This is a genomic window from Acinetobacter sp. ABJ_C1_1 (genome assembly GCF_044684115.1).
GTDB classification, from domain to species: domain Bacteria; phylum Pseudomonadota; class Gammaproteobacteria; order Pseudomonadales; family Moraxellaceae; genus Acinetobacter; species Acinetobacter nosocomialis_A.
The window spans coordinates 24,943-43,972 of sequence record NZ_JBITPU010000021.1; the positions used below are offsets into that span (position 1 = coordinate 24,943).

General features: G+C 36.8%; 17 protein-coding genes. 11 read left to right on the forward strand and 6 right to left on the reverse strand.

Annotated elements, in window-relative coordinates; all coding sequences use genetic code 11:
* Positions 1-15 precede the first annotated feature (15 nt).
* Together ACG59Z_RS17455 and ACG59Z_RS17460 are read left to right on the forward strand one after the other, a co-directional pair.
* Positions 16-2,184: a phosphocholine-specific phospholipase C gene (locus tag ACG59Z_RS17455; protein ID WP_400200574.1), complete on the forward strand. Its 2,169-nt coding sequence runs from the start codon at positions 16-18 to the stop codon at positions 2,182-2,184.
* 462 nt (positions 2,185-2,646) lie between these two features.
* Entirely contained in the window at positions 2,647-2,814 is a 168-nt protein-coding gene (locus tag ACG59Z_RS17460) for a hypothetical protein (protein WP_400200575.1), read from the forward strand.
* On the opposite strand, the gene nadC is transcribed toward ACG59Z_RS17460, so the two are convergent.
* Positions 2,811-3,656 carry a carboxylating nicotinate-nucleotide diphosphorylase gene (nadC, locus tag ACG59Z_RS17465; RefSeq protein ID WP_400200576.1) on the reverse strand — a complete coding sequence of 282 codons (846 nt, stop codon included), beginning with the start codon at positions 3,654-3,656 and terminating at the stop codon, positions 2,811-2,813. The genes ACG59Z_RS17460 and nadC overlap by 4 nt on opposite strands.
* A gap of 171 nt (positions 3,657-3,827) precedes the next feature.
* Here nadC and ampD point away from each other — a divergent pair, with 171 nt between their 5' ends.
* On the forward strand, positions 3,828-4,397 hold the full coding sequence (ampD, locus tag ACG59Z_RS17470) for a 1,6-anhydro-N-acetylmuramyl-L-alanine amidase AmpD (protein WP_400200577.1): 570 nt from the start codon (positions 3,828-3,830) through the stop codon (positions 4,395-4,397).
* Between the two features lie 72 nt (positions 4,398-4,469).
* On the forward strand, positions 4,470-6,020 hold the full coding sequence (murJ, locus tag ACG59Z_RS17475; RefSeq protein ID WP_171073910.1) for a murein biosynthesis integral membrane protein MurJ: 1,551 nt from the start codon (positions 4,470-4,472) through the stop codon (positions 6,018-6,020).
* A gap of 46 nt (positions 6,021-6,066) precedes the next feature.
* On the opposite strand, the gene ACG59Z_RS17480 is transcribed toward murJ, so the two are convergent.
* The 5 genes from ACG59Z_RS17480 to ACG59Z_RS17500 all read right to left on the reverse strand — a co-directional run bounded on the left by ACG59Z_RS17480 (position 6,067) and on the right by ACG59Z_RS17500 (position 11,521).
* Positions 6,067-6,762 carry an FKBP-type peptidyl-prolyl cis-trans isomerase gene (locus ACG59Z_RS17480; RefSeq protein WP_400200578.1) on the reverse strand — a complete coding sequence of 232 codons (696 nt, stop codon included), beginning with the start codon at positions 6,760-6,762 and terminating at the stop codon, positions 6,067-6,069.
* A 51-nt stretch (positions 6,763-6,813) separates the two neighbouring features.
* Complete coding sequence (locus ACG59Z_RS17485) at positions 6,814-7,536, reverse strand: FKBP-type peptidyl-prolyl cis-trans isomerase (protein WP_400200579.1); 723 nt, start codon at positions 7,534-7,536, stop codon at positions 6,814-6,816.
* Positions 7,537-7,731: 195 nt separating this feature from the next.
* Positions 7,732-9,927: a polysaccharide biosynthesis tyrosine autokinase gene (locus ACG59Z_RS17490; protein ID WP_400200580.1), complete on the reverse strand. Its 2,196-nt coding sequence runs from the start codon at positions 9,925-9,927 to the stop codon at positions 7,732-7,734.
* 21 nt (positions 9,928-9,948) lie between these two features.
* Positions 9,949-10,377: a low molecular weight protein-tyrosine-phosphatase gene (locus ACG59Z_RS17495; protein WP_002050525.1), complete on the reverse strand. Its 429-nt coding sequence runs from the start codon at positions 10,375-10,377 to the stop codon at positions 9,949-9,951.
* A gap of 1 nt (position 10,378) precedes the next feature.
* Positions 10,379-11,521, reverse strand: a complete 1,143-nt coding sequence (locus tag ACG59Z_RS17500) for a polysaccharide biosynthesis/export family protein (RefSeq protein ID WP_400200581.1) — start codon at positions 11,519-11,521, stop codon at positions 10,379-10,381.
* 162 nt (positions 11,522-11,683) lie between these two features.
* Here ACG59Z_RS17500 and tviB point away from each other — a divergent pair, with 162 nt between their 5' ends.
* The 7 genes from tviB to ACG59Z_RS17535 all read left to right on the forward strand — a co-directional run.
* A complete protein-coding gene (gene tviB / locus ACG59Z_RS17505; protein ID WP_130174162.1) occupies positions 11,684-12,961 on the forward strand; it encodes a Vi polysaccharide biosynthesis UDP-N-acetylglucosamine C-6 dehydrogenase TviB in 1,278 nt (425 codons plus the stop codon).
* A 29-nt stretch (positions 12,962-12,990) separates the two neighbouring features.
* Positions 12,991-14,049, forward strand: a complete 1,059-nt coding sequence (gene rfbB, locus ACG59Z_RS17510) for a dTDP-glucose 4,6-dehydratase (RefSeq protein ID WP_100192177.1) — start codon at positions 12,991-12,993, stop codon at positions 14,047-14,049.
* A complete protein-coding gene (gene rfbA, locus ACG59Z_RS17515) occupies positions 14,049-14,921 on the forward strand; it encodes a glucose-1-phosphate thymidylyltransferase RfbA (protein WP_130174164.1) in 873 nt (290 codons plus the stop codon). Before rfbB ends, rfbA begins: the two co-directional genes overlap by 1 nt.
* Position 14,922: 1 nt before the next feature.
* Entirely contained in the window at positions 14,923-15,777 is an 855-nt protein-coding gene (locus ACG59Z_RS17520) for a WxcM-like domain-containing protein (protein WP_187142570.1), read from the forward strand.
* Positions 15,777-16,892, forward strand: a complete 1,116-nt coding sequence (locus ACG59Z_RS17525; protein WP_130174166.1) for a DegT/DnrJ/EryC1/StrS aminotransferase family protein — start codon at positions 15,777-15,779, stop codon at positions 16,890-16,892. The genes ACG59Z_RS17520 and ACG59Z_RS17525 overlap by 1 nt, the downstream gene beginning before the upstream one ends.
* Before the next feature lies 1 nt (position 16,893).
* Entirely contained in the window at positions 16,894-18,153 is a 1,260-nt protein-coding gene (locus ACG59Z_RS17530; protein WP_100192175.1) for an O-antigen translocase, read from the forward strand.
* Positions 18,150-19,030, forward strand: an 881-nt coding sequence (locus ACG59Z_RS17535; protein ID WP_400200582.1) for a glycosyltransferase family 2 protein, incomplete at its 3' end; no start/stop codon positions are given. The genes ACG59Z_RS17530 and ACG59Z_RS17535, both read left to right, overlap by 4 nt.

The following is a 19,030-nucleotide window of genomic DNA, read 5'->3' on the forward strand; positions in this document are numbered from 1 at the left end:
ATTAAGGATGAAAAAATGAATCGTCGCGAATTTCTTTTAAATTCTACAAAAACTATGTTTGGGACCGCTGCTCTGGCGAGTTTCCCGCTGAGTATTCAAAAAGCGCTGGCAATTGATGCCAAAGTTGAAAGTGGAACTATTCAAGATGTTAAGCACATCGTGATTTTGACTCAGGAAAACCGTTCTTTTGATAATTATTTTGGAACGTTAAAAGGTGTACGTGGTTTCGGTGACCGTTTTACCATTCCAATGACGGAAAGCCGAAAGGTCTGGGAGCAATACGACGCCAAGAAAAATAAAGTATTGCCGTACCATCTCGACAGTCGTTTAGGAAATGCTCAGCGCGTTTCAGGCACTCCTCACTCTTGGTCTGATGGACAAGCTGCTTGGGATAATGGTCGCATGAGTGATTGGGTCGCTTATAAAAAGCCGCAGTCGATGGGGTATTACAAAAAACAGGAAGTCGAATATCAATTTGCCTTAGCCAATGCCTTTACCATTTGTGATGCCTACCACTGCGCTATGCATGCAGGGACTAATCCTAACCGTAAGTTTATTTGGACTGGAACGAATGGCCCGACAGGTGCAGGTGTTGCAAGTGTGGTAAACGAATTTGATGGAATTGGTTCATCAACAGAAGGTTATGAGTGGACGACGTATCCTGAGCGATTACAGCAGGCTGGCGTGACATGGAAAGTTTATCAAAACATGCCAGATAACTTTACCGATAACCCTTTAGCTGGTTTCAAGCAATATCGCCGTGCAAACGAGCAATCTGGTCAACCTGTCAGTAACGACACGCCAACATGCCCAGCATATGATGAAAAAATCGATGCAACACAGCCACTTTATAAAGGTATTGCCAATACCATGCCGGACGGTGGTTTTTTAGGAACTTTTAAAGCTGATATCGCACAAGGTAAATTACCGCAGGTGAGTTGGTTGGTCGCTCCTGCAACTTACAGTGAACATCCGGGGCCTTCTAGTCCTGTACAGGGCGCTTGGTATATTCAGGAAGTATTAAATGCGTTAACTGAAAATGCTGAGTTGTGGAGTCAAACCGTTTTATTGGTGAACTTCGATGAAAATGACGGTTTCTTTGACCATGTCCCTTCACCAAGTGCACCTTCGAAAGATATAAACGGTGTTGTATATGGAAAAACCACATTAACAGACCAACAAGTGTCTTATGAGTACTTTAACCATCCAGCAGTAGCGACTTCAAAATCTCAACCTAAGCCAGATGGTCGAGTGTATGGTCCGGGTGTACGTGTTCCGATGTATGTGATTTCACCGTGGAGCCGTGGAGGGTGGGTAAATTCTCAAGTCTTTGACCATACTTCTATTTTACAGTTCTTAGAAAAACGCTTTGGTGTGCAAGAACCTAACATTAGCCCATACCGCCGTGCTGTATGTGGTGATTTAACGACAGCATTTAATTTTAAAACACCGAATCTTTTGCCTGTTGCTGAACTAGACGGAAAGAAAACTAAAGCCGAAGCCGATGCGATTCGTGTTGCTCAGGCTTTATTGCCCCAAGTTCCTGTTCCGAGCCAGCAGCAATTTCCGCAGCAGGAAATGGGGATTCGACCATCACGTGCTTTGCCATATATTTTGCACACCAGTGCCAAAGTTGATGCCACTCAAAAAACAGTTAAATTGATGTTCTCTAATACGGGTAAACAGGCAGCCGTTTTCCATGTCTATAACCGATTAGATCTTACGGCAATTCCACGCCGTTATATGGTTGAGGCGGGCAAACAGCTTGATGACGTGTGGAATACTATCAATGGACAGTATGATTTATGGGTACTTGGACCAAATGGTTTCCACCGTGCGTTTAAAGGTAATTTGAGCCAAGTTAACCAAACTCAAGCGTTACCGGAAATTAGAGTATGTGTGGAAGAGTGTGATGCGAATTTATATTTAAAAGTACGTCACGACGGCAATAAGTCAGTCAAACTCACAGTTAAAGCAAATGCTTATCTTCCAAATAAGACATGGGCTATAGAAACGAATAGTTCTGAAAAAGAACTGGTTTGGGATATGTCTGAATTTGGTGGTTGGTATGACTTTACGGTGACATTAGCGGATGATGCGACATTTAGTCGCCGTTTTGCAGGACGTATAGAAACTCCAGAAGATTCAATTTCTGATCCATATATGGGGTATTTAGAGTCTTAGGTTGGTAGGTTATTTTCCTTAATGAAGGTATTGAAATTTATTCCTCATTAACTGGTGCTAAAAGTCATCTGCAACCTGTCTATAATCTATAAGGATCTTATTTTTGCAACAAAATAGGATAGAGGATGAAAGTGGGCAGGTTTTGCAGATGACAATGCCTTTGGCCTTGCATGGCTTTAGTCGCCATTCAGGGCAAAACCAAAGTAACAGAATGAGCTGTTGGCAAAAAAATTCTAAGCGGTAAGACTCTGCCGTGTAGGCCGAATAGAGAAACGAGATATCCACATCACGATAGTAAATAAAGGGAATGGGATGTTTATATAAAATACTATGTGGGAAGATGCTGTCGTATAGATGAATAATAAAAATAAAGACTTACCTTTTGTAACAGAATCTCCTAAGCTTGGTCATATTTATCTTTTACCTTGAAACCCTAAATTTTTAAAAGTGATGGGGAAAATTATGCTACAAGGTTTTATTGTATTACTAGCAGTAGTTACATTTGTTTTGATGGCTGCCGACCCACGAGATAACGGGGCACAAGCGACTCAGTCAGCATGGCAGAAAACACAAGCAGCAGACATAACCAAGTCGCAAAAAAATACCAATAATGATGCTGATTTTATTTAAGCATTAAAACGCATTGATAAATCAATAGCTTTGACATCTTTAGTCAACACACCCATAGAAATATAGTCGACACCAGTAGTCGCCACTTCGCGTAAGTTTTCAATGGTGATATTACCAGAAGCTTCAAGTTTACAACGTCCAGCTACATGTTTTACCGCATCAATCATTTGTTGCTGACTGAAATTGTCGAGCATAACAATGTCCGCACCTGCTTCAAGCGCTTGGTTGAGTTCATCCCAAGTTTCAACTTCGACTTCAACTGGTTTGCCTGGTGCAATTTGGTGTGCTTTTGCAATTGCTTGAGCAATACCACCAGCTGCCATAATATGGTTTTCTTTAATTAAGAATGCATCAAATAAACCAAGACGATGGTTTTGTCCGCCGCCAATAGCAACCGCATATTTTTGTGCAATACGTAAGCCTGGTAAAGTTTTACGTGTATCAAGAAGTTTTGTATTTAAACCTTCAAGCTGTTGAACATATTCAGCAGTTTTTGTTGCAACAGCAGACAAAGTTTGAATAAAGTTCAAAGCCGGGCGCTCTACTGTCAGTAAACTACGTGCAGAACCTGCAAGCTTTAAAAAGGCTTCATTTGCAGCAACACGGTCACCTTCTTGTTTTAACCAAGTCACCTGTACAGTGTTGTCGTAAGCTGAGATGAGTGCATTGACCCAAGGTTGGCCAGCTAAAACCATATCTTCACGGCTAATGATAGTTGCAGTTGCCTGTTCATCTTCCGGTGTGAGCATGGCGGTAATGTCACCGTCCCCAATATCTTCTTGTAATGCTTGTTGAATATTGATTTGAATTGACTGTTCAAGCAAAGACTGAGGTATGCTCATACGGTTTCCATTTTGTCGATGACCCTAAAACTTGCGATATATTAGCACCGTCGACTTTAAAAATAAGCTGTTTTATTCGTTTAATCGCGATAAACAATCGTGCTAACTACTTTGAAAAGCACATAACTGTTTTAAACTAAAACAATTGGCAAGCAATTTATTGGCATTTCAATGAAGCAAATCACTCCGTATGAAGTTATAGATGGACAATTAAAAGGGGCGAGACAAGTTCCTTCTCCAAATTTTAACCAGCGTCCGACTGGTACCGAAATTCAAATGATTGTGGTTCATAATATTAGCTTGCCGCCATCTCAATTTGGAGGCGGATACATTGAGCAGTTTTTCCAAAATAAGTTAGATTGGTCAGTTCATCCCTATTTTCAGACTATTGAAGGCATGCAAGTTTCTACACATCTGTTAATTTTACGAACAGGTGAAGTCCTACAGTTTGTTAATTTTAATGATCGTGCATGGCATGCAGGACGTTCGAGTTATTTAGCTAAAGTTGAATGCAATGATTATTCAATTGGCATTGAGCTTGAAGGAAGTGATGACTTACCTTTTGAAGAAGTACAGTACAACGTACTAACTGATGTGGTTACCGCTATTCGCCAAGCTTATCCAGAAATTAAAAACCATATTGCAGGACATTCAGACATTGCACCGGGCCGAAAAACCGATCCTGGGCCTTATTTTAAATGGCAGCACTTTAGACAACTGTTAGCACAGAAAAAAACTTGAGTTCATTCATCATTTCACAACGAAAAGATTTTCTAGTTTCATTACAATAGCGACTTTCGAATATAGCTGTAGGTGAGTACGATGGCATTGTGGCGATCGACTTTTATTGTCAGTGCGATGACGATGTTGTCACGTGTGTTGGGGTTGGTACGAGATGTCGTATTGCTCAACGTGTTTGGTGCGGGTAAAGATTTCGATACCTTTGTCGTTGCTTTTCGTATTCCCAACTTCTTTCGAAGGTTGTTTGCCGAAGGGGCTTTCTCGCAAGCTTTTATTCCGGTACTAACCGAATATAAAACAGGCCGGGCACATGCTGAAGTACAAATCCTGATTAGTCGGGTATTTGGTTGCTTGCTCACGGTCATGACCTTACTCACTTTCGTGGCTATGGTCTTAGCACCAGCAATCATCTATATGTATGCGCCGGGTTTCCATAATGACCCTGAAAAGTTCGATTTAGCAGTCAGCATGTTCCGTCTGACTATTCCATATTTAATGTTTATGTCACTGACTGCTTTCGCCAGCAGTATCTTAAACAGTTATGGTTCTTTTGCTTCCCCAGCTTTTTCACCTGTATTGCTCAATGTAGCAATGATTGCAGGTGCATGGTGGCTTACGCCGTATATGGCTGAGCCTATTAAAGCATTAGGATGGTCGGTTGTAGCAGCGGGTATTCTACAGTTAGCCGTACAAATTCCTGAGTTATGGCGTAAAAACCTCCTAATTCCACCTAAAGTTGATTTTAAACACGAGGGTGTAGAGCGTATTTTAAAATTAATGCTTCCAGCATTATTTGGTGTGTCTGTGACTCAGATTAACCTATTATTAAATACAATTTGGGCATCTTTCATGCAAGATGGTTCGGTATCTTGGCTCTACAGTGCAGAGCGTATGACTGAGCTACCTTTAGGTTTAATTGGTGTTGCGATTGGTACAGTAATTTTACCTTCGCTTTCAGCACGCCATGCTGAGCAAGATCAAGAAAAGTTCCGCGGTATGATCGACTGGGCAGCAAAAGTTATTGTATTGGTGGGATTACCAGCAAGTATTGCTTTATTTATGCTTTCTACACCGATTATTCAAGCTCTATTCCAACGTGGTGAGTTTGACCTACATGACACTCAAATGACTGCACTTGCATTGCAATGTATGAGTGCTGGTGTAATTTCCTTTATGTTAATTAAGGTATTCGCACCGGGTTTCTATGCTCAGCAAGATACCAAAACACCAGTCCGTGTGGGTTTAATGTCTGTTGCCGCAAATGCCATTTTAAACGTTGTATTTATTGGATTCTTTAAACTAATCAATTGGCAAGCTGAACATATGGCGCTTGCCTTGGCATCTTCTGGTTCAGCTTTGGTAAATGCTGGTTTACTCTACTTCTATCTACATAAGCGTAATATTTTCCGATTTGGCGCGCATTGGAAAAAATTAGTCCTTCAATATGGTTTAGCAAATCTTGCCATGATTGCAGCGCTTTGGTTTGGGTTAAGTTGGTACAACGGTGAACTTTCTCAATGGATCCGCATTGCTGAGGTCGCGGGTCTATGCGTAGTAGGCGTAATCGCTTACTTAATTGGCTTACTGATTACTGGTTTTAGACCGAGAGATTTAAAACATTAAAATAAAAAAGCGATCATTTATGATCGCTTTTTTTAACTAAAAAAATTTATTTTGGCAAAACTTGTAGTAATTCAACATCAAAAATTAATGTGCTATTTGGACCGATACTATCACCAGCACCTACTTCGCCATAAGCAAGTTTAGCAGGAATGAAGAAACGGGTTTTACCGCCTTCTTTCATTGTCTGTAAGCCTTCTGTCCAGCCTGCAATAACTTGGTTTAATTGGAAATCTACAGGATGATTACGTGCAATTGAGCTATCAAAAACAGTCCCATCAAGTAAACGACCTTCATAGTTAACTTTTACACGAGAGGTGGCTTTAGGTGTTTTACCAGAACCTTCTTTTAATATCTGATATTGCAACCCAGATTTGGTCGTAATTACACCAGATTTTTTAGCATTTTCTGCAAGGAAAGCAGCGCCAGCCTGAGCATTTTGTTGACCTAATTTTTGAAACTCGACGAGCTGTTTAGCTTCTAAAGTTTTCTTATACTCATTAATTGCTTTCGCCATTTCTTCGTCTGTTAAGCGGGCATTTTTTTTCTGTGCACCTTCTTGAAGACCTTGGTAAAAGATATCAAGATTTAAATCTGTTAATGCATCAGTATTATTACGACCCATTAAATAGCCATAACTATAGCTAAACTGATCCTTTGCTGGACTTTTATTTGTTATCGGTGCGGCAGCAAGAACAGATAAACTCATTGTTGATGCTGCAATAAACAAACTAATTTTTTTCATGCCATTTTCCAAAAAAAAACAGGAGAGTATAACGACTCTCCTGAATTGTTATTATTTCACTGAAATAAGTTCTACATCAAAAATCAGTGTACTGTTTGCTGGGATCCCTGGAAGTTCTTGTGGACCGTATGCAAGGTTTGATGGGATAAAGAAAGTCGCTTTTCCGCCTTCTTTCATGAGTTGAAGACCTTCAGTCCAACCAGGAATGACCTGATTAAGAGGGAACTCAACTGGCTGACCACGTTTATAAGAACTGTCAAAAACCTGACCATTAATTAAACGACCTTCATAATGTACTTTAACAACGGACTGAGCTGTTGGCTGCTTACCAGTACCTTCTTTAGTAATGATATATTGCAAGCCTGATGCAGTGGTTTTCACCCCAGCTTTAGTTTTGTTTTCAGTAAGGAATTGTACATCTGCAGATTCAGAAGTTGTACCTGCTTGCTCTGATTTGTCTGGGTGCTGCATTTTTTGTTGTAACTCTTTTTCATAAGCTGCAACAGCTGCTTTTAAATCTTCTTGAGTATAAGCACTTGGCTGCTTGCTACGAGCATCATGGATCCCTTGAACAAAGGCCTTAGTATCCAATTCTGGAGGAGTTTGTTGCGCAACTTCATAACCAAGAACATAACTGATTTTTTGAATTGGAGAAGCATTTTTGTCTGCTTTACGTCCGACTTCTGTGGTCGGATGTTGAGTTGCATAATATACAGGTACAAGTGCAGCACCGCCTAAAACTACAGCGACAGCAATGGGTAAGGCTTTACTCATAAAAGGTTCCAAAAATAATCATTTGAGTCTAAAAGGCTGCTTTGATCTTAGCATGCTTCGACTTAAGCATAGAATGTTTAACAAAAAAAACGAGTGGTTTTTTTATATATTTTAGTTAGTTTTAATTTGGCGAAACTTAAAAAATCAAATAAAAAAACCGGATCATTTGATCCGGCTTTTTAAGAAAACTCTTAATTAATCTTCTTTTTGTGCTTTATATGCATAGGCATAGTTATAGCCATAACCACCGCCACTAGAGCGTTGAATATCGTTAAGGATAAAGCCATTCACTTTAACACCAGCTTGTTCAAAGCGGTTAACTGTTAATTCAAGCTCTTTCATATGTGACTTAGCATAACGAGCAACAATTAAGTTCACACCAGTGTACTGAGAAATAATAATACCATCAGTTACCGCAAGCACTGGTGGAGTATCAATAATGATATGGTCATATTGAGTTTGGAACTTCTCTAGTAAGTCTTTGAACTGGGTAGAGCTCAACATTTCTGAAGGGTTGGTTGGACTCTTACCACGGGTAATCACGTCGAGATTCGCAACTTGCGTTTTATGTAAAACTTGTGTCAAGTCAGCTTGGCCACTTAGTAATTCAGAAAGACCAGGTTTTACGTCAACATCGAAGTATTTATGCATATAGCCACGACGCATATCAGCATCAATCAATAATACGCGTTTATTTCCTTGTGCAAAAATAGTGGCCAAGTTAGTTGAAATAAAAGATTTACCAACCTCTGGAGACGGGCCAGCAATCATAATAATATTATTTTTTGCTGAGGTTAAAGCGAAGTGAATGGCAGTACGAATACTACGCAAACTTTCAATCGCAATATCATCACTACTTTTAACTGCTAAAATAGGAATACTCTTTTTCTTTTTCAAAATACTCATACGAGTCTCTTGAATAGGAGAACGAGGTACGGTCGCATAAACTGGCAGATCTAATTCATTTTCAATTTGAGTTGAATCATTAACTCCGCTACGCATCATTTTGCGTAATAATGCAATTAATACACCGATAAAACCACCAACAAAAATAGAAAGTATTAGAACAATCAATTTTTTAGGTTTAATAGGTTTAACTGGTTCTACAGCAGTATCAATAATGCGAACATTACCAATCTCACCCGCATTAGCGATTTTGAGTTGCTGATATGAGTTGAGTAATGATGTATATAGCTCAGTATTGACCTTTACATCACGATATAGTTGTAAATATAAACGTTGCGTCTCAGGAAGTTGAGTTAAACGATTATTAAGATCAGCAATCTTTTTATTAATCTCTGTAATTTGTGCATCAATTTGCAAGATTAATGGATGATCATTAGTATATTTAGCAGAAAGCTCAGCTTGTTTCTGTTGTAACTCAATTTTAAGCTTTTCTAAATCAATATTTTGTTTAAGTAATAATTCAGATTCAGCATTAACATCTACCGTTTTGTACTTTTCACGGAACTGGTTAAATTTGATCTCAGAATCTTCTAACTGTTTTCTAAGATCTGGTAACTGTTTTTCAAGGAAAGCTAAAGTCTGTTTTGTTTCTAACGACTTTCTCTCAATATTTTGTTCATGATAAACATTTAATACATTATTAAGTACTTGTGTAATGTGCTCAGGATCTTGGCCTAGATAATTTAAACCAATAACACCAGTCACTTTACCTTTTTCAGCAACACTATAGATATCATTAAAATTTTTAACGGCTGTTGGTAGAGCGAGCTTAGTTAAAGTGTAGCTTTGTTCTTTCAGATTACCTTGAGCATTAAGTTGTACCTGCCAAAGACCTCTATCTGTATTTAGTATATTTTTCTTGTTTAATTGACCATTAAATACAACTTGATCTTTGTAAGTTAAAGTAAATTGATTTGCATCTTTGAACTCTAACTTTAAGGGTTTATCTAAATAATATTCAGGTACTTTAAGTTCTCGTATAATCAAATTATTATTTTGATTACTGTACAGTACAGATTCATGACGATACTCAAGTCTACTCTTATCTTGTGAAATTAACTTATCGATCAATCCTGATTGGTTATCTTTGACGTTAATATCAAGATTAAGGTTCTGGATGACTTGTCCTAAAACCATTCTAGAACGAAGAATCTCTATTTCTGGATCAGCTGGTGATTTTTGAGATAGACCTCCACTGACTTTAGAAAGGTCACCAAGCAAAGCAGCAGAGGCAGCGCCTTTACTGTCCTCAACTTGTACCATTGCATCTACAGAATAAGTATCTGGCGTTATCCGTAAGTATAGCAAGGCACAAATTAAACTTAAGACCACGCAGCATGCTATGATTTTCCACTGTGCAATCAATGAAAAGAATAACTCTTTTAAATCGATGCTATCTTCGCTAGTTTTAGAGTTTTGGTTCATAAATTTACAACTAATATACAATTATAATTGAGTGCGCCAATCTTGCACATAGCTTTGAATGTTGCGGCAAGTCTGATCAAAAAAAGCTTGGTCATGTTGATAGGGGTCAGGTATATTTTGCCCTTGCCAATGGCCAAGCCTAAAAATTTTACCCTTAGCAAATGGCCAAGTTTGTTCAATATGCTTTTGCTGATTATTGCTCATTACCAAAATCAAATCATTTTGTTTGATCAATTCAGCGCTAAGCTGACGAGCCACGTGTGGTCTCATATCAATATTCAACTGATCCATACAATGAATAGCTTTGTCATCTGCAGTATGACCTACTAAGGCTGAAATACCAGCAGATGAGATATTTAATGTAGGATGCTGGGCCTTTAAAAAGTACTCTGCCATTGGGCTACGGCAAATATTACCAACACAGACCACTAAGATGTTTTGTAACTGCATGCTAGTTTTTACCCAATTGATCAAAGGTATAAAGTGCACTTGAGAACGGTACAATCTGGTTCATGATACGCTGCCAGCGTGTTAAACCAGTTGCATCGATATAAACAATATCATTTTTTTGCATTTGAAATTGATTAGATAATGCAAGGTTACCAATACTACTCAAATTGAGCTGATAAATTGTTGATTTTCTTGTGTGTAAATCGGTACGCATCACATAAATACGCGCAGCACTTGCAGAGTATGGGTTAACACCTTCACTTTCACCTAATACATCACTTAGTGTCATACCCTGATCTCTTAATGGAATAGCTGAGCTTCTATTGGACTCACCCATAACATAGAGTTTTTGATTTTGTTTGGTATTTACATAGATCGTATCATTGGGTTGAACCAATAATTTGTGAAGTGAATAGCCTTGTTTCTCAAGTGCAACAACATTTAAGTTATAAACTTCACCATTACGAATAAGCTGAATATCAGTATTGTCACCAGATTCTTGATTTACACCACCTGCCATACTGAGGGCTGTATAAATACTGATAGGTTGATCATCTAAGGTATATTGACCACTTTTCATAACCTGACCATTAACAAAGTAGCGTTTTGCCTGATAAGACAAGACTCGAACTACAACGTCAGGTGTTTTTAAATATTTAGCAAATTGATTACGTAAATATTTATTGGTCTCAGCAAGTGTTTTTCCGGCAATATGAACTTGGCCTACAAGTGGTAATTGAACATTTCCAGCAGAGTCAATTGGATAACCAAATGCTTTAATATCACTTGAAGCCCCTTGAATAGGGGGAGTAATTTCAGGATACGCCCAAAGTTGAATGGATAAGACATCTCCTGGACTTAAGCGATATTGATAAAAGGGAGTATTAAACAGAGCACTTACATTTCCCTGCGGACGCAAAGACTCAGAACTAATCTTTGGAATATTGTCTTGGTTGAGTTGGACAACAGAAACTTCTGCTCCTTGAGCTGTTTTAAAGCTCCCTTGTTCGGGTAAGTCGTAAGTTTGTAAGCCTGAGGTGACTGCACATCCTGTAAACGAAAGTGAAATGGCTAAAAATAATAATGTGCTCTGATGCTTCACATTCAAACCCTTTATTGTTTGTAATCCAATGATACTTTGCATGAAGATATTGGATTGTAGTCTATAATTAACCCAAATCATACTTTATTTGCTAAGCGCAGATTGTATATTTCAAGAAATTTTTGTTTAAAGTCTGCTATATTATCGTAGTAGGTCGTATCCATGATGTTTGTCCATTTATATCTAAATGGTTAGGTTTTATATATGTTTCAACTCGAACAATTAAAAATATCAATTATCGGCTTAGGGTATGTTGGGCTGCCTTTAGCGGCTGAATTTGGTAAACATAAACCTACGATAGGCTTTGATATAAACCCGCAACGGATACGAGAGTTACAAAGTGGCTATGACCATACATTAGAAGTCACATCAGATGAGCTAAAACAAGTAGAACATCTCTCATACACTGCAGATATCAATGATTTAAAAAATTCAAATTTTTTTATAGTTACTGTACCTACACCAATCGATGATTTTAAACAGCCAGATCTGACCCCGCTAATAAAAGCATCCCAAAGCATTGCTAAAGTTCTAAAAAAAGGCGATATCGTTGTTTATGAGTCAACGGTTTATCCTGGTGCGACAGAAGAGGTTTGTATACCTGAATTAGAAAAACATTCGGGTTTAAATTTTAATAAAGATTTCTTTGTTGGTTATAGTCCAGAACGTATTAATCCTGGTGATAAACAACGACGTGTCACTAATATTTTAAAAATTACCTCAGGTTCGACTCCAGAGGTCACTGACTATGTTGATCAAGTATATAATTTAATTATTGAGGCGGGTACACATAAGGCCCCGAGTATCAAAGTCGCTGAGGCTGCTAAAGTCATTGAAAATACACAAAGAGATGTGAATATCGCTTTAATCAATGAGTTGGCTCTGATTTTTAATAAAATGGGTATCGATACAGAAGATGTACTCAAGGCAGCAGGTACAAAATGGAATTTTTTAAACTTTAGACCTGGTTTAGTTGGTGGTCATTGTATTGGTGTTGACCCGTATTATTTAACGCATAAAGCAGAGTCAATTGGTTTACATCCAGAAATTATTTTGGCAGCTCGTCGTTTAAATGATCGTATGGGTGAATATGTTGCAACCCAATTGATCAAAGAAATGGTAAAGCAGCGCATACAAGTGGTAGGTGCTCGTATATTAATTTTAGGTTTGAGCTTTAAAGAAAACTGCCCTGATATTCGGAACACCAAAATTGTAGATATGGTGAAAGCACTAAAGGAATACGATTTAGATCTTGATATTTACGATCCTTGGGTGGATAGTGCCGAAGTTGAAGGCGAGTATGGCTTAGCTCCGGTTACGGAATTAAAGCAAGATCATTATGATGCAATAGTTATTGCTGTTGCCCATGATCAGTTTAAAGCAATGTCGAGTCAGGAGCTCATTGCACTAGGCAAAGAGAAACATGTTTTATATGACTTAAAATATGTTTTAGATAAAGAACAAAGTGATATTCGACTGTAAAAATTACTAGTTATTAGCATAGGAATTTTATGAAAATTTTAGTCACTGGTGGTGCAGGTTTTATTGGTTCTGCTGTCATTAGAAATATTATAAAAAATACTCAAGATGAAGTATTAAATATAGATAAATTAACATATGCAGGCAATTTAGAATCATTGTCTGAAATTGATATGGATCCACGATATCAATTTGCACAAGTTGATATTTGTGATAGTGAGCGTTTAACAGAAATTTTTAAAATTTTCCAACCGGATGCTGTGATGCATCTAGCAGCCGAGTCACATGTTGATCGCTCTATTGATGGTCCCGCTGAGTTTATTACAACAAATATTGTGGGCACTTATACATTATTAGAGGTTGCACGTAAGTACTGGTTACAATTAAATGAAGAAAAGAAAGCCTCTTTTAAATTTCATCATATTTCAACAGATGAGGTTTATGGTGATTTAGAAGGTACAACAGATTTATTTACTGAAACAACATCTTATGCGCCAAGTTCGCCGTATTCAGCAAGTAAAGCAAGTTCTGATCATTTAGTTCGTGCTTGGCATAGAACATATGGTTTACCAACGGTAGTAACGAATTGTTCAAACAATTACGGTCCATACCACTTTCCAGAAAAGCTCATTCCATTGGTGATCTTAAATGCGCTGGATGGTAAGGCTTTACCGATTTATGGTAAAGGTGATCAGATCCGTGATTGGTTGTATGTCGAAGATCATGCCAAAGCTTTATATAAAGTTGTGACTGAAGGTAAAGTTGGAGAAACCTATAATATCGGTGGTCATAATGAAAAACAAAATATAGAAGTTGTGAAAACAATTTGTAAAATTTTAGATGAATTAAAACCACAAAATAATCATCAACCTTATGAGACATTAATCACTTTCGTAAAAGATCGTCCAGGACATGATTTACGTTATGCAATTGATGCCTCAAAAATTGCAAAAGATTTAGGCTGGAAGCCTGAGGAAACATTTGAAACAGGTATTAGAAAGACTGTTGAGTGGTATTTAAATAATTTAGAGTGGTGCCGCCGAGTACAAGATGGCAGTTACCAAAGAGAAAGATTAGGTGTAAGTGCATAATGAGTACAAAAGGTATAATTTTAGCAGGTGGTTCTGGGACACGTTTGTATCCGATCACAAAAGGCGTTTCAAAACAACTGTTACCAATTTACGATAAGCCAATGGTTTATTATCCATTGTCTGTTTTGATGTTGGCTGGTATTCGTGAAGTTCTTATTATCAGTACGCCAGACGATATAGATGGCTTTAAGCGATTATTGGGTGATGGTTCACAATTCGGTGTTGAATTAAGTTATGCCGTTCAACCAAGTCCGGATGGTTTAGCTCAAGCATTTATTATTGGCGAAGAGTTTATTGGCGAAAGTAATGTCTGTTTAGTACTTGGTGACAACATTTTCTATGGTCAAGGTTTTACGCCAATGCTACGCCAAGCTGTGGCCCGTCAAAAGGGTGCAACCGTATTTGGTTATCAAGTCAAAGATCCTGAACGTTTTGGTGTTGTTGAGTTTGATGAGGAAAAACGAGCAGTTTCATTAGAAGAAAAACCAAAACATCCAAAATCGAATTTTGCGGTTACGGGTCTTTATTTTTATGATAATGATGTAGTGAAAATTGCAAAACAAGTAAAACCATCAGATCGTGGTGAACTTGAAATTACGACAGTGAACCAGATGTATCTAGACCGTGGTGATCTCAATGTTGAGTTACTTGGACGTGGTTTTGCCTGGTTAGATACAGGAACACATGCAAGCTTACTTGAAGCCGCACAGTTTGTTGAAACTATTGAAAAACGTCAAGGTTATAAAGTGGCTTGTCTTGAAGAAATTGCACTTCATAATGGTTGGTTGACGAAAGCTCAAGTGTTAGAAATCGGCCAAAGCATGAGTAAGAATGATTATGGTCAATATTTGATTTCTTTGGTAACCGAATAACATGAGCCTTGTAAAATTAATTGACTTGCCGAGTTTTGGTGATGAACGAGGTGGTTTAGTTGCGATTGAGTCTAATCAGTCAATTCCTTTTGATGTGAAACGTTTGTATTACATCTTTAATACGTCACAAAAACCGCGTGGCTTTCATGCTCATATTGATTTAAAACAAGTTGCAATATGTTTGAAAGGTAGCTGTAGATTTATTCTGGATAATGGTTCTACTAAAGAAGAAGTTGTTTTAGATAACCCGACCCAAGGTTTGGTTATTGAAGGATTGATCTGGCGTGAAATGCATGATTTTTCAGAAGATTGTGTATTACTAGTTTTAGCAAGTGAACACTTTACAGAGCAAGATTATATTCGAAATTACGATGAGTTTCTGCGTGTAGTAAATCAGCCTTATATTCATCCATTATCCGATGTTAAATCTAAAAATATTGGTCAAAAAACAAAAGTTTGGCAATATAGTGTGATTTTCCCACAAGCGGTTATTGGAGAAAATTGTAATATTTGTGCGCACACTATGATTGAAAATGATGTGCAAATTGGTAATAACGTCACAATTAAATCAGGTGTATATGTATGGGATGGGATTACATTAGAAGATAACGTTTTTGTTGGTCCTAGCGTTACTTTTACAAATGATAAGGCTCCCCGTTCAAAGCAATATCCCGATGAGTTTCTAAAAACTATAGTTGAACAAGGTGCAAGTATTGGCGGTAATGCTACCATTTTACCAGGCATAAGAATTGGTCGAAATGCATTGGTTGGTGCAGGCGCAGTAGTAACTAAAGATGTTCCGGAAAATGCAATTGTAGTAGGAAATCCTGCAATTATTAAAGGCTATGTGAAATAATGATTCCTTTCTTAGATTTAAAAAGTATAAATAGTCAATATCGTGCAGAACTCATTGAGGCTTGTACTCGTGTCATAGACTCTGGCTGGTATATAGGCGGAAATGAGCTAGCTCAATTTGAACAAAACTTTGCGGAATATTGTGGAGTAAAATTTGCAATTGGAGTTGCAAATGGTTTGGATGCCTTGATTCTTACGCTTCGAGCATGGAAAGAGTTGGGGAAACTAAATGATGGTGATGAAGTAATCGTCCCATCAAATACATACATTGCAAGTATTTTAGCAATCACTGCAAATAACCTAACTCCAGTTTTAGTTGAACCGGATATTAATACTTATAATATCGATCCAAGCAAGATTGAGGCTGCAATTACTCCAAAAACGAAAGTAATCTTACCTGTTCATTTATATGGGCAATTAGCAGAAATGCCTGCAATCATGGCAATTGCTAATAAATATAATCTACTTGTTTTAGAAGATTCAGCTCAATCACATAGTGCTGAAATTAATGGAATAAAAGCTGGAAACTGGGGAGATGCTTCTGGTTTTAGTTTTTATCCTGGTAAAAATTTAGGTGCATTAGGGGATGCTGGTGCTGTAACCACTAATAATGAAGAACTTGCACAAATGTTACGTGCTCTTCGTAATTATGGTTCTCATGAAAAATATAAAAATTTAGTACCTGGCGTAAATAGTCGTCTTGATGAAATTCAAGCTGCCATGCTAGATATTAAATTAAAATATTTAGATCAAGAAATAGCCCATCGCCGTAAAATTGCGCAATTATATTTGCAGCATATAGTTAATCCTTTAATCCAATTACCCTTAGCTCAGAAAAATGCAGAAGAGTATCAGCAACACGTTTGGCATTTATTTGTGATTCGTACTGAGCATCGCGAGGCTTTACAAAAGTACTTGGCTGAACAAGGTGTACAAACTTTAATTCATTATCCTATCCCACCTCATAAGCAACAGGCTTATAAAGAATGGAATGACTTAAGTTATCCTGTATCTGAACAAATTCATGCTGAAGTGATGAGTTTACCTATTGGTCCTACACTAAGCGTGGAAGAGGCTGAGAAAGTAATTCAGATTTGTAATAATTTTAAAGTCTAAAATGAATTTACTAAAAACAAGTGTACTAAATGGCGTGGCTGTTTTAATTAAAACGGCCACGATGTTTATTTTAAATAAGATTTTAGCTATTTATGTCGGTCCAGCTGGTTATGCAGCTATTGGGCAGTTCCAAAATTTTATACAAATGGTGACAACCTTCGCCGGTAGTGCAATTAATACTGCAGTTATTAAATATACGGCTGAGTATTATGAAGATGAAACCAAACAACGAAATATATGGAAAACAGCGGGAAGTATTGTCTTACTTTTTAGCTTAATTTTTTCATTAATTATTCTAATTTTTCAAAAACAACTTTCAATTTATATTTTTCATACTGATCTTTATCAAACGGTTTTTGTTTGGTTTGCCGTATTCCTAACATTATTTACCTTTAATGCACTTTTTTTAGCCATTTTAAATGGAAAAAAAGAAGTTTTAAGATTAGTTATTGCAAATATTGTAGGCAGTATTTTTTCTTTAGCCGTTACCAGTCTTCTAGCGATAAAATATGGTTTATATGGTGCTTTAGTTGCTCTTTCAATTTATCAGTCTTTAGCGTTCTTAATAACTTTATTTTTATGTTACAAAGCTGATTGGTTTAAATTGTCGTATCTATTTGGGAAAATAGATAAAACTATTGCTAAAAAATTTATAGCTTTTGCTTTTATGGCTTTGGTTAGTGCTATCTGTGTTCCACTTTCTCAGATAGTTATTCGAAGCTACCTAACACACGAGTATGGGGTAACATACGCTGGTTACTGGGAAGCGATGATACGTCTCAGTGCAGCATATTTAATGTTAGTGACCACAACATTGGGCGTATATTATTTACCTAGACTTTCAGAATTATCAAGACTTGAGGAAATCAAGTCAGAAGTTTACTTGGGATATAAATATATATTTCCTTTGGCTGCTATAGGTAGTCTAGCTGTATATTTTCTTAGAGACTGGATTATAGCTATTCTATTTACTAAAACATTTTTACCTATGCGTGATCTGTTTTTTTGGCAGATGATAGGTGACTCCTTAAAAATTGGTAGCTGGATACTTGCATATTTAATGTTAAGTAAGGCTATGACCAAATTATTTGTGACAACTGAAATTTTATTTGCAGTAACTTCAATATTGCTAACTTATCTATGTACTCATATGTTTGGATTTAAAGGAGTTTCTATAGCTCACTTAATTAATTATGGCGTATATTGGATAGTTATGAGTATTTGTGTTTTTAAAAGTCTAAAAGAAAAGGATACAGTATGAATGGTGAAAATCAACCTTTAGTTTCTGTTGTTATACCTTGTTATAACCATGGGAATTTTGTTCAGGACTGTATTCAGAGTGTAATAAGTCAAACTTATCAGAATATTGAATTAATTATTATTGATGATGGTTCAAAAGATAATTCTATTTCAAAAATAGAAGAAATGGTTGAAAAATGTGAAAAACGATTTGTTCGTTTTGAATTTAGGCATAGGGCAAATAAAGGTTTGAGTGCAACGCTAAATGAAGCCTTAGAGTGGTGTCAAGGTGAGTATTATGCAGCGATTGCTTCAGATGATATTTTATTAGAAGATAAAATAGAAAATCAAATTCAATTATTTGGAGATAATAATAAAGAAAATATTATAGCTGTTTTAGGGAATGTATATTTTATTGATGAAAAAAATGAAATATTAGCAAGCTCGGAAATTAAAGAAAATACAATTTATAATTTTGATCAAATTTTTATGCATCAACACTTATTATATGCACCCACTCAATTGATTAAGACTAAAGTGATAAAAGAGGGTGGTGGTTATAAACCGGGAATGCTAATAGAAGATTGGTATATGTGGTTAAAGTTGTCAAAAATTGGAAATATATTGGTTGTACCAAACTTATTTGTAAAATATCGACAACATGATAGCAATACAGTAAAGCAATTAGAAAAAATGCATAAAGGTAGATTGGAGGTTTTATCTTATTTTAAAGAGGAAAAGTTGTATCAAGACGCCTTATTTAAAGTGCATTGGATAAATAGTATGGAGAATTTAAGATTTACCTCTAAAAATAAATTTTTAGTTGTTATGAGTTTATTTTTCCAGTCTCCAATCCGGTTTTTAAAATTATTTGTAAAAAAAGTTATAGAGAAAAATGG

Excerpts from the sequence above, each read along its gene's own strand:
- ACG59Z_RS17455 (WP_400200574.1), top strand. The coding sequence starts at position 16 with ATGAATCGTCGCGAATTTCTTTTAAATTCTACAAAAACTATGTTTGGG.
- ACG59Z_RS17460 (WP_400200575.1), top strand. The coding sequence starts at position 2,647 with ATGCTACAAGGTTTTATTGTATTACTAGCAGTAGTTACATTTGTTTTG.
- nadC (WP_400200576.1), bottom strand. The coding sequence starts at position 3,656 with ATGAGCATACCTCAGTCTTTGCTTGAACAGTCAATTCAAATCAATATT.
- ampD (WP_400200577.1), top strand. The coding sequence starts at position 3,828 with ATGAAGCAAATCACTCCGTATGAAGTTATAGATGGACAATTAAAAGGG.
- ACG59Z_RS17480 (WP_400200578.1), bottom strand. The coding sequence starts at position 6,762 with ATGAAAAAAATTAGTTTGTTTATTGCAGCATCAACAATGAGTTTATCT.
- ACG59Z_RS17485 (WP_400200579.1), bottom strand. The coding sequence starts at position 7,536 with ATGAGTAAAGCCTTACCCATTGCTGTCGCTGTAGTTTTAGGCGGTGCT.
- ACG59Z_RS17490 (WP_400200580.1), bottom strand. The coding sequence starts at position 9,927 with ATGAACCAAAACTCTAAAACTAGCGAAGATAGCATCGATTTAAAAGAG.
- ACG59Z_RS17495 (WP_002050525.1), bottom strand. The coding sequence starts at position 10,377 with ATGCAGTTACAAAACATCTTAGTGGTCTGTGTTGGTAATATTTGCCGT.
- ACG59Z_RS17500 (WP_400200581.1), bottom strand. The coding sequence starts at position 11,521 with ATGCAAAGTATCATTGGATTACAAACAATAAAGGGTTTGAATGTGAAG.
- tviB (WP_130174162.1), top strand. The coding sequence starts at position 11,684 with ATGTTTCAACTCGAACAATTAAAAATATCAATTATCGGCTTAGGGTAT.
- rfbB (WP_100192177.1), top strand. The coding sequence starts at position 12,991 with ATGAAAATTTTAGTCACTGGTGGTGCAGGTTTTATTGGTTCTGCTGTC.
- rfbA (WP_130174164.1), top strand. The coding sequence starts at position 14,049 with ATGAGTACAAAAGGTATAATTTTAGCAGGTGGTTCTGGGACACGTTTG.
- ACG59Z_RS17520 (WP_187142570.1), top strand. The coding sequence starts at position 14,923 with ATGAGCCTTGTAAAATTAATTGACTTGCCGAGTTTTGGTGATGAACGA.
- ACG59Z_RS17525 (WP_130174166.1), top strand. The coding sequence starts at position 15,777 with ATGATTCCTTTCTTAGATTTAAAAAGTATAAATAGTCAATATCGTGCA.
- ACG59Z_RS17530 (WP_100192175.1), top strand. The coding sequence starts at position 16,894 with ATGAATTTACTAAAAACAAGTGTACTAAATGGCGTGGCTGTTTTAATT.